12 protein-coding genes are annotated in these 15,666 nt (G+C 37.2%); 3 read left to right on the top strand and 9 right to left on the bottom strand.

The genetic code is table 11. The features are described from left to right. The first annotated feature begins 255 nt into the window (after nucleotides 1-255). On the top strand, nucleotides 256-936 hold the full coding sequence (locus Q4503_RS12910; protein WP_303602518.1) for a hypothetical protein: 681 nt from the start codon (nucleotides 256-258) through the stop codon (nucleotides 934-936). 57 nt (nucleotides 937-993) lie between these two features. Here the strand turns inward: Q4503_RS12910 and sucD are convergent, their stop codons facing one another. From sucD to sdhC, 8 genes are all read right to left on the bottom strand, one after another. Further along, a complete protein-coding gene (gene sucD / locus Q4503_RS12905) occupies nucleotides 994-1,866 on the bottom strand; it encodes a succinate--CoA ligase subunit alpha (protein WP_215973857.1) in 873 nt (290 codons plus the stop codon). Continuing rightward, nucleotides 1,866-3,032: an ADP-forming succinate--CoA ligase subunit beta gene (sucC, locus tag Q4503_RS12900; RefSeq protein WP_159820897.1), complete on the bottom strand. Its 1,167-nt coding sequence runs from the start codon at nucleotides 3,030-3,032 to the stop codon at nucleotides 1,866-1,868. Before sucC ends, sucD begins: the two co-directional genes overlap by 1 nt. 192 nt (nucleotides 3,033-3,224) lie before the next feature. Then, nucleotides 3,225-4,703 (bottom strand): 2-oxoglutarate dehydrogenase complex dihydrolipoyllysine-residue succinyltransferase, encoded by a 1,479-nt coding sequence (gene odhB, locus Q4503_RS12895; RefSeq protein WP_303602517.1) that lies wholly within the window; start codon nucleotides 4,701-4,703, stop codon nucleotides 3,225-3,227. A gap of 145 nt (nucleotides 4,704-4,848) precedes the next feature. Beyond that, the gene (locus Q4503_RS12890; RefSeq protein WP_215973855.1) at nucleotides 4,849-7,650 is read right to left on the bottom strand and encodes a 2-oxoglutarate dehydrogenase E1 component; all 2,802 of its coding nucleotides are present in this window, start codon (nucleotides 7,648-7,650) and stop codon (nucleotides 4,849-4,851) included. Nucleotides 7,651-7,820: 170 nt separating this feature from the next. After that, nucleotides 7,821-8,528, bottom strand: a complete 708-nt coding sequence (locus tag Q4503_RS12885; protein WP_215973854.1) for a succinate dehydrogenase iron-sulfur subunit — start codon at nucleotides 8,526-8,528, stop codon at nucleotides 7,821-7,823. Between the two features lie 12 nt (nucleotides 8,529-8,540). Beyond that, entirely contained in the window at nucleotides 8,541-10,310 is a 1,770-nt protein-coding gene (gene sdhA / locus Q4503_RS12880) for a succinate dehydrogenase flavoprotein subunit (protein WP_215973853.1), read from the bottom strand. Continuing rightward, entirely contained in the window at nucleotides 10,311-10,658 is a 348-nt protein-coding gene (gene sdhD / locus Q4503_RS12875) for a succinate dehydrogenase, hydrophobic membrane anchor protein (protein WP_303602516.1), read from the bottom strand. It lies immediately after the preceding gene. Continuing rightward, complete coding sequence (gene sdhC / locus Q4503_RS12870; protein ID WP_303602515.1) at nucleotides 10,652-11,026, bottom strand: succinate dehydrogenase, cytochrome b556 subunit; 375 nt, start codon at nucleotides 11,024-11,026, stop codon at nucleotides 10,652-10,654. The genes sdhD and sdhC overlap by 7 nt, the downstream gene beginning before the upstream one ends. 679 nt (nucleotides 11,027-11,705) lie before the next feature. Here sdhC and Q4503_RS12865 point away from each other — a divergent pair. Together Q4503_RS12865 and tcdA are read left to right on the top strand one after the other, a co-directional pair. Then, entirely contained in the window at nucleotides 11,706-12,989 is a 1,284-nt protein-coding gene (locus tag Q4503_RS12865; protein ID WP_215973850.1) for a citrate synthase, read from the top strand. Between the two features lie 434 nt (nucleotides 12,990-13,423). Then, nucleotides 13,424-14,233 carry a tRNA cyclic N6-threonylcarbamoyladenosine(37) synthase TcdA gene (gene tcdA / locus Q4503_RS12860; protein ID WP_215973849.1) on the top strand — a complete coding sequence of 270 codons (810 nt, stop codon included), beginning with the start codon at nucleotides 13,424-13,426 and terminating at the stop codon, nucleotides 14,231-14,233. A 101-nt stretch (nucleotides 14,234-14,334) separates the two neighbouring features. Here the strand turns inward: tcdA and Q4503_RS12855 are convergent, their stop codons facing one another. Continuing rightward, nucleotides 14,335-15,639 (bottom strand): PAS domain-containing methyl-accepting chemotaxis protein, encoded by a 1,305-nt coding sequence (locus Q4503_RS12855; protein WP_303602514.1) that lies wholly within the window; start codon nucleotides 15,637-15,639, stop codon nucleotides 14,335-14,337. Nucleotides 15,640-15,666: the final 27 nt, after the last annotated feature.

The raw sequence follows: 15,666 nt of genomic DNA, 5'->3' as shown, positions 1-15,666 counted from the left end.
ATGATGAACAAAGCGATGTAGGGCATGGATGCCCGTTCAGCGCTGTTACGTCGAAGATATTACCTTGAATGGAGGATTACACTTGATTAGCAGCTCCGAGGGAGTCCAGAGGGATGCCGGAGGCAGTATCCCTTTGGGTGCTGTCGGCACACCGACAATATAACAACCACATAAAAGATAAAAAATGAAATACGAAACTTATTCAAATTAAGCTTTTTATGTTATTGTTTTATAAAATATACATATGGAAATTGTATGGAAAGTTATAAAAACAAGTTGGATATAAAAGACTTACTTAATCTCAAAAAAGAAGAATTAAAAACTGATGATTCTGTCGAAATTCATAGTCTAAATTTAGCATTACAATCTATACAAAAAAGGCTCGATTACTGCGAATATTATTTTAAAGAATTTATAGACTTCAGCACTAAGGATGATTTACTTCTCGAATTAACACCAAAACATCACCCCAATTGTATTAGTTCAAGAACAATATTCGAAGCAAGTACCTATGCTTTCATACAAAATCTACACGCAGTTATTGATTCATTACCATACGCTCTAAATATTATTTTTACTGTTAATCAGACAATTGAAGATAATAAGGTTGGCTGGTACTGGGATTTTATAAAGCAGTTTAAGCCACAACCATTTTTTAAGTCTCTCAATCTTATGTATAATGATGAGTTGTTTTTAAAATTAAAAAAGCTATCAAATACAATAAAGCATAAACACCTTATTCGTATTAAAAATAATGGATATGCACTTACGTTTGATCCTTTTTCATATGAAAATAAAAAGGAAATAATAGAAGTAACAAATCAAAATGTTAAAGAACTCATTATTGATACTCACGACAAATTAATACCAAAACTCCTAGATTTATATACTCAAATCAAGAATGCTAAGCAGAAAGAGTTAGCTGCTTTAAAATAAAAAAACCCGCTAGCAGCGGGTTTTTATTAAGAATAACTGTTTGCAATCAAAAGCTGACTACCAACCTGTTTTCTCTTTAAGTGCATTACCAATTTCAGCTAAAGAACGAACAGTTTTAACACCAGCCGCTTCTAATGCTGCAAATTTTTCATCAGCAGTACCTTTACCGCCAGCGATAATTGCGCCAGCATGACCCATACGCTTACCTTCTGGTGCAGTAACACCAGCAATGTAAGATACAACAGGTTTAGTAACATTAGCTTTGATATATTCCGCTGCTTCTTCTTCAGCAGTACCACCAATTTCACCAATCATTACAATTGCTTCAGTTTGTGGATCGTTTTGGAACATTTCTAAAACGTCGATGAAGTTAGTACCTGGGATAGGGTCACCACCAATACCTACACAAGTAGATTGGCCAAAACCAGCATCAGTAGTTTGTTTAACGGCTTCGTACGTTAATGTACCAGAACGTGAAACAATACCTACTTTACCAGGCTTATGAATGTGACCAGGCATGATACCAATCTTAGTCTCGCCCGGAGTAATAACACCAGGACAGTTAGGACCAATCATACGAACGCCTGATTGCTCAAGCTTAGCTTTAACGTCAACCATATCTAAAGTTGGAATACCTTCAGTGATAGTAACGATAAGCTCGATGCCTGCATCAATAGCTTCTAAAATAGCATCTTTACAGAACGGAGCAGGAACATAGATAACTGTTGCTGTTGCGCCAGTTGCTTCTACTGCATCACGTACTGTGTTAAATACTGGTAGGCCTAAATGCGTTTGACCGCCTTTACCTGGGCTTACGCCACCAACCATTTGTGTACCGTACTCAAGAGCTTGTTCTGAATGGAAAGTACCTTGACCACCAGTGAAACCTTGACAGATAACTTTAGTATCTTTGTTAATTAATACAGACATTATTTGCCCTCCGCAGCTGCTACAACTTTTGTTGCTGCATCAGTTAATGATTCAGCAGCAATGATGTCTAAGCCAGAATTTTTAAGAACTTCACGACCTAATTCAGCATTAGTACCTTCTAAACGTACAACAACAGGAACTTTAACGCCTACTTCTTTAACCGCGCCGATAATACCTTCAGCAATCATGTCACAACGAACGATGCCACCAAAGATGTTAACTAAAACCGCTTTAACGTTGTCGTCAGAAAGAATGATTTTAAATGCTTCAGAAACACGCTCTTTAGTAGCACCACCACCAACATCTAAGAAGTTAGCTGGCTTGCCGCCGTGTAAGTTAACGATATCCATAGTACCCATTGCTAGGCCTGCACCGTTAACCATACAACCTACGTTGCCATCTAAAGCTACATAGTTTAATTCATATCTTGCAGCATGCGCTTCACGTTCATCTTCTTGAGATGGATCGTGGAAAGCACGCATTTTAGGTTGACGGTATAAAGCATTACCATCAATACCAATTTTACCATCTAAACAATGAAGATTACCTTCGTCAGTAATAACTAACGGGTTGATTTCTAATAAGGCGAAATCAAAGTCTTCAAACATTTTAGCTAGACCTAAAAAGATCTTAACAAATTGCTTCATTTGTGTAGGGTTTAAACCTAACTTGAAACCTAATTCGCGAGCTTGGTATGGTTGTGCGCCAACAAGTGGATCGATTTCAGCTTGGTGAATTAACTCTGGAGTTTCTTCAGCAATCTTCTCAATATCAACACCGCCTTCAGTAGACGCCATAAATACTACTTTACGACTTGCGCGATCAACAACAGCACCAAGGTATAATTCGTTAGCGATATCTGTACAGCTTTCTACTAATATTTTAGCAACCGGCTGTCCATTTTCGTCTGTTTGGTAAGTAACTAAATTCTTACCTAACCAGTTTTGAGCGAAATCTTTAATTTCGTCTTTAGATTTAACTAGTTTAACACCACCAGCTTTGCCGCGTCCCCCCGCGTGTACTTGAGTTTTAACAACCCACATAGTGCCGCCAATTTTATCAGCAGCCTCTGCAGCTTCTTGAGGTGTATCGCAAGCGAAACCTTCAGAAACTGGTAACCCATATTCAGCGAATAATTGTTTCGCTTGATATTCGTGCAAATTCATGGTGTTTTATCCATTTATCTGTAAATGAAAGCTATTGAAACTTTTTTATTTATTAAAATTATAAAAATTTACAAAAGCCAAGGAAAAGTCGACTAATTATAATACAAAAGCTCTAATGACGGTAGTCAAAAGAGCTAATACTATAGTCTACTTAATTACTGTTTTCGTTACTCAAAAACATATAGCTAATATCTATACATCTAAAAGTAAACGAGCTGGATCTTCAAGTAACTCTTTAATAGTCACTAAGAAACCAACTGATTCTTTACCATCAATCAAGCGATGATCATATGAAAGAGCTAAATACATCATAGGAAGTATTTCAACTTTTCCATCAACCGCCATAGGTCTATCTTGGATCTTATGCATGCCCAAAATAGCTGCTTGTGGTAGGTTTAGAATTGGTGTAGAAAGCAATGAACCAAATACGCCGCCATTAGTAATGGTAAAGTTACCACCCGTCATGTCTGCCATTGAAAGCTTGCCATCACGACCTTTAAGCGCTAAGTCGCGGATACCATTTTCGATACCAGCCATGCTTAATTGGTCTGAATCACGTAATACTGGTGTAACTAAACCACGAGGAGTAGAAACAGCAATAGAGATATCGAAGAAGTTATGATAAACAATATCATCACCATCAATTGATGCATTTACAGCAGGGTAACGTTTAAGTGCTTCTGTTACTGCTTTTACGTAAAAAGACATAAAGCCTAAACGTGTATCATGCGTTTTCTCGAAAATATCTTTATATTGCTTACGTAAATCCATAATTGGCTTCATGTTAACTTCGTTGAACGTTGTTAACATAGCTGTTGAATTTTTCGCTTCTAATAAACGCGTTGCAATTGTTTTACGTAGACGTGTCATTGGTACACGTTTTTGACTACGCTCACCAAGGTCTTGTGCTACAGGTGCTGCTTTTGCAGGTGCTGCTGCTGTGTTCTTCGCTGCAAGTGCTGCTTCAACATCTTCTTTAGAGATACGTCCACCTTTACCTGAACCAGTAACATCGTTTGCTGATAAACCTTTTTCAGTCATTAAACGACGAACAGATGGGCTAGCTAGTTCATCAGAACTTACCGCTTCATCAGGCGTTGCTGTAGCTGTAGTGCTAGCTGCTGCGCCAGCATTTAGTTCACCAATTTTTTGTGCACCTAATACAGTATCACCTTCAACATGGATTATTTTACCAATAACACCATTGTCTTGCGCTACAACTTCTAGCACTACTTTATCAGTTTCAATATCAACAAGATTTTGGTCAACTGATACAGTATCGCCTTCAGCTACATGCCAAGTGGCTACCGTCGCATCAGCTACCGATTCAGGTAAAACTGGTACAACAATATCAATTACTTTAGCTGCACCGCCACCATTACTAGCTGCTGGAGCTGGAGCCGCATCTGCTTTAGGCGCTGCAGCTTCTGCACCACCTTCAGAGTATGTACCAATAACTTGCTCGCCTAATACAGTAGCACCTTCAATTTGGCTGATATCCGTTAAAACACCATCAGCTGTTGCTGGCACTTCAAGAACTACTTTATCAGTTTCAATATCTACTAATACTTGATCACGGCTAAATTTTTCACCTACTTGTACATGCCAAGTAGCAACTGTTGCATCTGCAACTGATTCAGGTAATACCGGAACTTTGATTTCGGTTGTCATTTTATTTTATTCCTTACAAACTTTTTAGCACTTCACTGTTACTTATCTTTTTAAACAGAGTAAGCAGAAGCTAATGCACTCAATAGTTAATCTAATTTTATCTAACATTAGCGCTTGAGTGACAAGCGCTTGTTATTCACTAATGTTAGTCCAATGTTAACGCTTGAGTGACAAGCGCTTGTTGTTCTTTTACATGTAAAGCCATATAACCTACCGCTGGGGCTGCAGAAGCATTACGTCCAGCATAACTTAAATAAGTTGCATCAGGGATAGCTGCTCTAAAGTGATGTTGCGAACAGTACCAAGCACCTTGGTTTTGCGGCTCTTCCTGACACCAAACAAATTGCTTCACATGCTGATAATCTTTAATCGCATCTTTAAGCTCTTTCTCTGGGAATGGATATAGCTGTTCTATACGAACAATTGCAATATTATTTAACTCATTTTTACGACGTTGTTCAAGTAGTTCGTAATAAACCTTACCACTACAGAATACAACACGCTCTACTGCCTTCGGATCTAACTCGTCTATTTCACCGATTACATTTTTAAATTCACCTGTAGCAAGCTCTTCCATAGAAGATACTGCTAATGGATGACGTAATAATGATTTAGGTGACATTACAACTAATGGACGACGCATTGGACGAACAACTTGACGACGCAGCATATTAAATACTTGCGCAGGTGTTGATGGCACACATACTTGCATATTGTGATCAGCACAAAGTTGTAAGAAACGCTCTAAACGGGCTGATGAATGCTCAGGACCTTGTCCTTCGTAGCCATGTGGCAATAACATAGTTAAACCACATAAACGACCCCATTTTTGTTCACCTGAACTAATAAACTGATCGAAAACTACTTGTGCACAGTTAGCAAAATCACCAAATTGTGCTTCCCAAATAGTTAAACCGGCTGGTTCAGCTGTCGTGTAGCCATATTCAAACGCTAACACTGACACTTCTGATAATACTGAATCATGTACATCAAAAGGACCTTGGCCTTCACGGATATTTTGTAACGGTAAATAAGTCGACGCATCTTCTTGGTTATGTAAAACAGCATGACGATGGAAGAAAGTACCACGGCCTGAATCTTGTCCTGTAATACGAACTCTTTGTCCTGAGTCAACAATAGAAGCATAAGCGATATTTTCAGCCATCCCCCAATCTATTAACTTTTCACCTGTTGCCATTTTCATGCGATCATCGTAGATCTTTTTAACACGAGAATGTACTGGGTGATCTTCAGGATAAGAAGAAACCTTAACAGCTAGTTCTTTCAACTTATCAACGCTAACTTCAGTATCGTAGTCATCATCCCACTCATGACCAAGATAAGGTGTCCAGTCAACTGAATGTGCAGTCATTGGACGCCATTGCTCTACAGTACATTGACCTTCATCAAGCAATTTTCGATAGTATGACGTTAACTCATCAATTTTATTTTTGTTTAAGCTACCTTCAGCGATCAATTTATCTGCATATAATTGACGTGGCGTGGCATGCTTTTTAACAATTTTATACATTAATGGCTGTGTAGCACTTGGCTCATCAGCTTCATTATGACCATGACGACGGTAACAAACTAAATCGATAACAACATCACGTTTAAATTCATTACGGTAATCTAATGCTATTTGTGTTGCTAAAATTACCGCTTCTGGATCATCACCATTAACATGAAGAATTGGTGCCTGAACCATTTTAGCAATTTCTGTACAGTATTCACCTGAACGAGTATCTTGTTCTTTTGAAGTAGTAAAACCTACTTGGTTATTAACTACAATACGTACAGTACCACCTACTTTAAATGCACGCGCTTGCGACATATTAAAGGTTTCTTGTACAACACCTTGACCTGCAATAGCAGAATCACCATGAATGGTAATAGGTAAAACTAAGTCACCTTGGTTGCCGCCACGTCTATCTAAACGTGCTCTTACGCTACCAATAACAACAGGGTTTACAATTTCAAGATGAGAAGGGTTAAACGCTAACGCTAAATGCACATTACCACCAGGGGTAACAAAATCAGAAGAATAGCCTTGATGATACTTAACATCACCTGAGCCTAATATTCCGTCGTGCTTTCCGCCAAACTCATCAAATAATTTTGATGGGTTTTTGCCCATAACGTTAACTAAAACATTTAAACGGCCACGATGAGCCATACCCATTATTACTTCTTTCGTACCAGCAGCGCCAGCACGAGTAATAAGTTCCTTCAACATAGGAACAAGTGCATCACCGCCTTCTAGAGAAAAGCGTTTAGCACCTGGAAATTTAGCACCTAGATATTTTTCTAAGCCATCAGCTGCAATCAAGCCTTTTAGAATTTCAGTTTTTTCATCAACCGATAACTTCGGTACAGACTGTACAGATTCTAAACGATTTTGTAACCAACGTTTTTCATCTGTTGAAGTAATGTGCATATACTCTGCGCCAACTGAACCACAATAGGTTTTTTTCAGCACTTTGTATAACTCACCTAACTTCATTGAGTCTTGACCAACATCTAATGAGCCGACATTATATTCTTTGTCGAAATCATTTTCTGATAGGTCATGATGAGAAAGCTGTAAATCACGGACTTTATCACGTTGCCATAATCCTAATGGATCTAGATTGGCGTTTTGATGACCACGAACTCTAAAAGCATTGATAAGTTGTAAAACTTTAACTTGCTTGGCGTCGCCGCCACTCGTAACAACTTGTTTTTTTTGTTGTTTAGCTAAAACTTTAAACTCTTCGCGTATAGCGCTGTGGCGATATTCCACATCACTACCTTCAACTTTAGGAAGTTCTGAAAAGATTTCTCGCCATTCTGCAGATACAGAGGCAGAGTTATCTAGGTATGATTCGTACAATTCTTCAATATAAACGATGTTGCCACCGTTTAAGTGGGAAGACTCTAGCCAAGCCTTCATTACACCTTCTGGCATTGCCTTTTCCTTGCTGGGGTAAAGCAAAAAATAAATAATCGCGTTATAAAATACGATTACGGTTAAATTGTAATATTACGTATTTATTCAAGAAAATACATAAAAAACTTTATAACGGGTAATAGTTAACGTTAAAGCTAACTATTACCACTATACGTTAATTTAAGCAGTTAAACAGCACGACTTAATAGCATAGATTTAATATGGCCAATGGCTTTAGTTGGGTTTAATCCTTTTGGACAAACATCAACACAGTTCATTATGCCATGACAACGGAATACACTATATGCATCTTGTAAACCATCTAAACGTTCTTCTGTAGCAGTATCACGGCTATCAATTAAAAAGCGATAAGCATGTAATAAGCCTGCAGGTCCGATAAATTTATCAGGATTCCACCAGAAAGACGGACAAGATGTAGAACAACAAGCACATAAAATACACTCATAAAGACCATCTAATTTATCACGTTCTTCAATAGTTTGTATATTTTCACGCGCTGGTTGTTGAGCATCGTTAATTAAATACGGTTTAATCTTTTCATATTGCGCGTAAAACTGGCTCATATCAATAATTAAATCACGTACTACCGGTAAACCAGGTAAAGGACGTAAAATAATTTTACTAGACTTTAACTCTGATAATGGCGTAATACAAGCTAAGCCATTTTTACCATTCATGTTTAAACCATCTGAACCACAAACACCTTCACGACATGAACGACGGAATGATAAGCTTGTATCTTTTTCTTTTAACAGAATAAGTGCATCAAGTACCATTAAATCAGAGCCGTCAGGAATTTCTAACTCATACTCTTTCATGTATGGCTGAGCATCTACATCAGGATTATAACGGTAAATCGAAAATAACTGTTTCATACCAATTACTCCTTAGTAAACACGTGCTTTCGGTGGGAAAGCTTCGCGGTGAACAGGTTTCATATTAACATCACGCTTAGACATAGCACCAGTTTCAGGCGTGAAAATAGAATGGCATAACCAATTTTCATCATCACGTTCTGTAAAATCTTGTCTTGCATGTGCGCCACGAGATTCAGTACGGAAGTTAGCTGCTTTAGCTGAACAATACGCAGTTTCCATTAAGTTATCTAATTCTAAACATTCAATACGTTGAGTGTTAAATTCTGATGACTTATCGTCTAACTTAGCATTTTGAAGACGTTCACGAATTTCAGTTAATTCTTTCATACCTTCAGCCATTGCTTGACCTTCACGGAATACTGAGAAGTTCATTTGCATACACTGTTGTAAATCTTTACGAATCTGTACCGGATCTTCACCTGTTGTTGAAGATTCCCAACGTTTCGAACGTGCTAATGATGCTTCTAAATCAGATTCAGAGGCTTCTTTACCAATTTGACTATCGTTTAAGTAAGTGCCTAAGAAGTTACCTGCAGCACGACCAAATACAACTAAATCAAGTAGTGAGTTACCGCCTAAACGGTTAGCGCCATGTACAGATACACAAGCGATTTCACCTACAGCAAATAAACCTTCAACAATGGTTTCTTTGCCATCAGGACCAATATTAAGTGCCTGACCATTAACATTACACGGTACACCACCCATTTGATAGTGACATGTAGGGATAACTGGAATTGGCTCTTCAGCTGGATCAATATGAGCAAAAGTCTTAGATAAGTCACAAACACCTGGTAAACGTTTGTATAACGTTTCACGACCAAGATGATCAAGTTTAAGCTTGATATGAGGACCATATTGAGGGTGATCACAACCACGACCTTCACGGATCTCGGTCATCATTGAACGAGCAACAACATCACGACCAGCTAAATCTTTAGCATTTGGAGCATAACGTTCCATAAAGCGCTCGCCGTCTTTGTTAAGTAGATAACCACCTTCACCACGACAACCTTCAGTAACTAATACACCTGCGCCAGCGATACCCGTTGGGTGGAACTGCCACATTTCCATATCTTGCATTTGAATGCCAGCACGAAGTGACATACCAACACCGTCACCAGTATTGATGTGAGCATTAGTCGTTGAAGCAAAAATACGACCTGCGCCACCTGTAGCTAATACAGTTGCGCGTGCTTTGAAGTAAACTACTTCACCAGTTTCAATACAAATTGCGGTAGTACCAACAACTGCACCATCACTGTTTTTAACTAAATCTAATGCATACCACTCTGAGTAAACATTAGTTTTGTTTTTAACATTTTGTTGGTACAAACAATGTAATAACGCATGGCCTGTACGGTCAGCTGCTGCTGCTGTACGAGCGGCTTGCTCACCACCAAAGTTTTTAGATTGGCCACCAAAAGGACGTTGGTAAACTTTACCTTCTTCCGTACGAGAAAAAGGTAAGCCCATTTTCTCTAATTCGATAACTGACTCAGGGCCAGTTTTACACATATATTCGATTGCGTCTTGGTCACCGATGTAATCAGAGCCCTTAACTGTATCGTACATATGTTGTTCCCAGTGATCTTCATGAGCATTACCTAAAGCAACGGTAATACCACCTTGAGCAGATACTGTATGAGAACGAGTTGGAAATACTTTAGAAATCAAGGCACAAGATTTGCCTGACTCTGAAATTGCTAATGCAGCGCGCATACCTGCGCCGCCTGCGCCAATAACAATGGCGTCAAATTCACGAATTGGAACGCTCACTTACACACCCCACACAATTGAAAAGCCAAACACTACGTAGGCTAATAACAAAACTGAAAAGAAAAATTGCAGTGCACCACGCAAAAATGCTGGCTTGATGTAATCTGACAATACTTGCCAAACACCAATTTTAGCATGCACAAGTAACGCGAATAGCGCTAACATTGTAGCAATTTTTACACTAATACAAGCAAAAAACCCTTGCCATAAATCATAAGTAACTGTTGGTGTTACTACAAAAAAACCGGCAATAAGTAAGGTGTATAGCACAAGAATAATTGCACTAGCTCTTAGAAGAATAAAATCATGTACGCCATTACGGCCTACTGATGCGACGACACTTACCATAACCAAACTCCTATTGCTGCCGATACAGCTAACCAAATAATCATAATCAATTTGGCACTTGCATTACCCGAGGCTAACTCTTCAAAGTGACCTAAATCCATTAACAAGTGACGAACACCCGCTAATAAATGGTAAGTCAGCGCAGAAAGGCAGCCGAAAATAATAAATTTAAAGAAAAAGCCATCAAGACATTCTTGAATACTGGCAAATCCTTCAGCAGAAGAAAGAGAGGTAGAAAGCGTTAGCAATAAGATACCGATAGCAAATACCATAATCACACCGGAAATTCGGTGAAGAATTGAAGCATTAGCTGACGGATGCATCTTGATTGTAGTTAGATCTAGGTTTACAGGACGTTGTTTTTTCACAATTGTTGCCTAAAGAGCTCGAAAGCCTTCAACTTTTATTATTGTTACTCATGAACTACCTTTTAGAATATTAGTATTCTTACATTTGCATATACAAATAGAATACTAATAGAGATTACTAAAGAAGTAATTCCCGAAATGAACGGTAACTGCTTTTTATTAATAAAAATAATCTATTATTACTTATAGAGTTAACCGAACCGCATAATAATAGCGAACTTAGTCTACTTTGGCTAAGTAATTCAATTAATACTTTAGTAAAAGAAGAAATTATTTTTATTATTAAAATAACCTCAAACTTAACAAGACATTTATTGTTTACATTCTTATTAAAGCCACGAAATATAAAAAACACTTACAGAACGGATTGATTATATAGTTGATAATACATAAATTCAATTTTCCTATAACAATAAAAATTTGTAATTTTTTAAATCAACCTTATTCACGGTTAATTATTATACAATTCCATCAACAGCTACAAACTTTAGTCGAATGGCTATTACATTTTAATTACAAATTGAGGTAGAATGTCGGCTGTTCAATTTACCCAAGTTAAGTATAAATACTGATTGTTATTTCTTAATTATTTTAAATAAGAATAAATCTTATTTAAAATAATTAAGAAGATGATCGGAACTCAAAATTGTAAATTTTAAAAATTATAGGGGATAAACATATGGCTGAATCTAAAGCCTTGCTAAGTATTGACGGCAAAGAAGTTGCTGAACTGCCTGTTCTTAAAGGCACTGCAGGTACCGATGTAATAGATATTAGAACCTTAGGTAGTCACGGTTATTTCACTTATGACCCTGGCTTTTTAGCTACGGCATCTTGTGAGTCATCAATCACATTTATTGATGGTGGCAAAGGTATTTTGCAGCATCGCGGATATCCTATTGATAACCTTGCTAAAGAAGCTGATTATCTAGAAGTTTGCTATATCCTTCTTAATGGCGAAGCGCCAAACAAAGAACAATATGAAGAGTTTAAAGTAATCATTACTAACCATACAATGGTTCATGAAAAAATAGCTCATTTCTTCCATGGTTTCTTACCTGACGCTCACCCAATGGCTATGCTTTGTGGTGTAGTTGGTGCTCTATCTTCTTTCTATCACAGTGATTTAGACATTAACGATGCAGAACAACGTCATCGTAGTGCTCACCGTTTAATTGCTAAAATGCCTACCATTGCGGCAATGGCTTATAAGTATAGCGTAGGACAACCTTTTGTTTATCCACGTAACGATTTAACTTATGCTGAAAACTTCTTACACATGATGTTTTCTGTGCCTGCTGAAGAATATAAAGTAAACCCTATCATTGCTAAAGCAATGGACAGAATCTTTACTTTACATGCAGACCATGAGCAAAACGCTTCAACGTCTACAGTACGTTTAGCTGGCTCTTCTGGTGCTAACCCTTATGCATGTATTGCAGCGGGTATTGCTTCTTTATGGGGCCCTGCACATGGTGGCGCTAACGAAGCATGTTTAACTATGCTTGAAGAAATTGGTGATATTTCTCGCGTTGATGAATATGTATTAAAAGCTAAAGATAAAGACGATTCATTCCGTTTAATGGGCTTTGGACATCGTGTTTACAAAAACTTCGACCCACGCGCTACAGTAATGCGTGAAACGTGTCATGAAGTACTAGCTGAATTAGGCATCAATGATCCATTGTTAGACGTTGCTATGGCACTTGAAAAAGTGGCATTAGAAGACGAATACTTTGTTCAAAGAAAACTTTACCCTAACGTAGATTTCTACTCAGGTATTATTCTTAAAGCAATCGGCATCCCTACAAGCATGTTTACTGTTATATTTGCTATGTCTAGAACTGTTGGTTGGATTGCTCACTGGGATGAGATGTTATCTCAACCAGGTCAAAAAATTGGTCGTCCTCGTCAAAAATACACCGGTGAAATTGATCGTAAATTTACACCTTTATCTAAATAAAAGTATTATTGATGGCTAATATATAGCCAAAATAGAAGATGTAAAATACGAAAAAAGGTAGCATTTGCTACCTTTTTTTATTGTTAATAATTAAAAAACACCTTTTTATTACGATAACAACCCAGTCAAAAAAGTCTATTTTTTAAACAAAATTAAAACAAAAAAGGAGTAAATACTCTACTCTAGTCATTCACAGTAACAATACTAATTATTCATACAACTTATGAAAAAAGTAGAGTTTTTAGTCTAAAAAGTATTATTTCAATATAAATTTCTCTTATATTTTTGCCTTAAATTTATCACTTCACTATAAATCATTAACAAAATACCGCTCAAAAATTTCTTTCATTACGCTTTACTAACCAAATTAGTTTTAACGATAAAGCTTAAGACGTTATAATAATGCCAATTTCGTATCACTTTTTAAGAACAAAATGTCTGATTACTCTCTAAGGTTTGGTGGTATTGCCCGCCTTTATGGTTTACAAGGCGCACAAGTTATCAAAGCATCACACTTTTGCGTTATCGGCATCGGTGGCGTTGGATCTTGGGTAGCCGAAGCACTAGCAAGAAATGGTGTTGGTAATATAACGTTAATTGACCTTGATGATATATGTATTACTAATATCAACCGTCAGATACACGCCTTAAGCGACACCATTGGTGAAAGTAAGGTTGAAGTCATGGCTGAACGTATTAAACAAATTAATCCAGATTGCCAAATTAATGTTATTGAAGACTTTATTACTACTGAGAACTTATCTGAATTACTAAGCAAAGGTTATGATTATGTCATCGATGCTATTGATTCGGTCGATATAAAAACCCGGCTAATTGCTTTTTGTAAACGTAATAAATTACCAATAATTACTATTGGTGGTGCAGGTGGACAAGTTGATCCTAGCAAAATAGCAATTACAGACTTAAGTAAAACGTATCAAGATCCTTTACTGGCCAAAGTGAAAAACCAATTACGCCGAGAGTTTAACTTTCCTCGTTCAGATATTAAAAAGGCCAGTAAAAGAAAGTTTTCTATTGATGCCGTATTCTCCACAGAGCAATTACGCTATCCAACAGAAATTGGAGACGTTTGCTTAGCAAAACCGGATGTTAGTGAGGGAAATAATAGTTCTATGCGACTAGATTGCAGTGGCGGCTTTGGTGCAACCACACATGTTACCGCGACTTTTGCCTTTTTTGCCGTGAGTAAAGCAATAGAAAAGCTATTACAAAAATCGGCTTAAAATCTCAGAAAATTAAAGTTCAGTAATTCATGTATATAGCGTCTTATCTTATCCTTAACAGTTAGCAATAACCCATTATCGCTAACTGTTAATACAACGCATTACAAGCTTTTGTTAAACGACGCAACTGCATCGACGACTTCTCTAGCCCCCACTTGGATCTCATTTATAACACTTCCTGCATTATTTGACAGCTGAAGTGCTTTTTCTGCCTCATTCATACTTGTTTCAATGATAGACACTGCATTTTCAGTAAGTTGTTTATTCTTAGCAACTACACTAATAATTTCTTCTGTTGCCGTGCTGGTCCGTGAAGCCAATAGCCTTACTTCATCTGCAACAACAGCAAAGCCTCGCCCTTGCTCACCTGCTCTAGCAGCTTCAATAGCAGCATTAAGTGCTAATAGGTTAGTTTGATCGGCAATACCTCGAATATTATCGACAAGCTGTGATACTTTCTGTGATTGCTCGTCTAATTCAAATATCCCTTTACTTGCTTCACTCATTTGCTTTGATAGTTGCCCCATAGTCTCAATGGTAGAATCAATAACATTAATGGCATTTAACGTATCATTATCTGTTTTACGCGACACTTCATAAGCAATCTCAGACGTTTTAGCTATCGCTATTTCCCTATTTATTTGCTCGGTAATTACCGTTGCAAACTTAACCACTTTATATAAATCACCACTATCGTCATGAATAGGATTATAAGATGCTTCAAGCCAAACAACATCCCCATTACTATCTAAGCGTTTAAATCTATCTGAAACAAACTCCCCTCTTTTGAGGCGCTCCCAAAACGCTTTATATTCTTGAGACTTACTATGCTCTGGCTCACAAAAAATACTATGATGCTTACCTAAAATTTGATTCTGTTTATATTTAGTCCCTTTAAGAAAGTTGTCATTTGCATATAAAATAATGCCATCTAAATTGAACTCTATTACAGCCGAAGAGCGTGTTAATGCCGCGAGCATATCTTTTTGTGCTCGGTATTCAGTTATGGTTTGAGTAAGTTCAGCAGAATATACAGCTAGTTTTTTTGAACAAGTTTTAGGCTGGATAATTGTTCGATACCAAATGCTTGTATTTGATTTCGAGATTAAATGCATTGCACCATGCCAATGAACACCTTTTTTAATAGAGTCCAACATTTTTTTACAAATATCACTGTTTTGTATCTTTGTAGACAGAAACATTTTAATAGGCTTATTAAGGATCTCATGTTCTGCATAACCACATGACTTTAAGAAAATGTCGTTAACTTCGGTAATGTTTCCTTGAAAGTCTAAGGAAAAAAACGCCATTTCACATTGAAGATCATCTTGAATATCATGAAAGCAATTTAACTCGTGTTCTAACTCTTCTATTCGTGCTAATAGCTTACTTTTACCAAATAACATATATTCTACCCTAATAATGATTATTTT

Source organism: Colwellia sp. 6_MG-2023, assembly GCF_030547765.1.
Classification (GTDB): domain Bacteria; phylum Pseudomonadota; class Gammaproteobacteria; order Enterobacterales; family Alteromonadaceae; genus Colwellia.
Note: the sequence above shows the minus strand (reverse complement) of the source record. Positions and strands in the feature narration are given on the sequence as shown.

What these genes read in the sequence shown, in the direction of transcription:
- Q4503_RS12910 (WP_303602518.1), top strand. Translation starts at nt 256, where the DNA reads ATGGAAAGTTATAAAAACAAGTTGGATATAAAAGACTTACTTAATCTC.
- sucD (WP_215973857.1), bottom strand. Translation starts at nt 1,866, where the DNA reads ATGTCTGTATTAATTAACAAAGATACTAAAGTTATCTGTCAAGGTTTC.
- sucC (WP_159820897.1), bottom strand. Translation starts at nt 3,032, where the DNA reads ATGAATTTGCACGAATATCAAGCGAAACAATTATTCGCTGAATATGGG.
- odhB (WP_303602517.1), bottom strand. Translation starts at nt 4,703, where the DNA reads ATGACAACCGAAATCAAAGTTCCGGTATTACCTGAATCAGTTGCAGAT.
- Q4503_RS12890 (WP_215973855.1), bottom strand. Translation starts at nt 7,650, where the DNA reads ATGCCAGAAGGTGTAATGAAGGCTTGGCTAGAGTCTTCCCACTTAAAC.
- Q4503_RS12885 (WP_215973854.1), bottom strand. Translation starts at nt 8,528, where the DNA reads ATGAAACAGTTATTTTCGATTTACCGTTATAATCCTGATGTAGATGCT.
- sdhD (WP_303602516.1), bottom strand. Translation starts at nt 10,658, where the DNA reads ATGGTAAGTGTCGTCGCATCAGTAGGCCGTAATGGCGTACATGATTTT.
- Q4503_RS12865 (WP_215973850.1), top strand. Translation starts at nt 11,706, where the DNA reads ATGGCTGAATCTAAAGCCTTGCTAAGTATTGACGGCAAAGAAGTTGCT.
- tcdA (WP_215973849.1), top strand. Translation starts at nt 13,424, where the DNA reads ATGTCTGATTACTCTCTAAGGTTTGGTGGTATTGCCCGCCTTTATGGT.
- Q4503_RS12855 (WP_303602514.1), bottom strand. Translation starts at nt 15,639, where the DNA reads ATGTTATTTGGTAAAAGTAAGCTATTAGCACGAATAGAAGAGTTAGAA.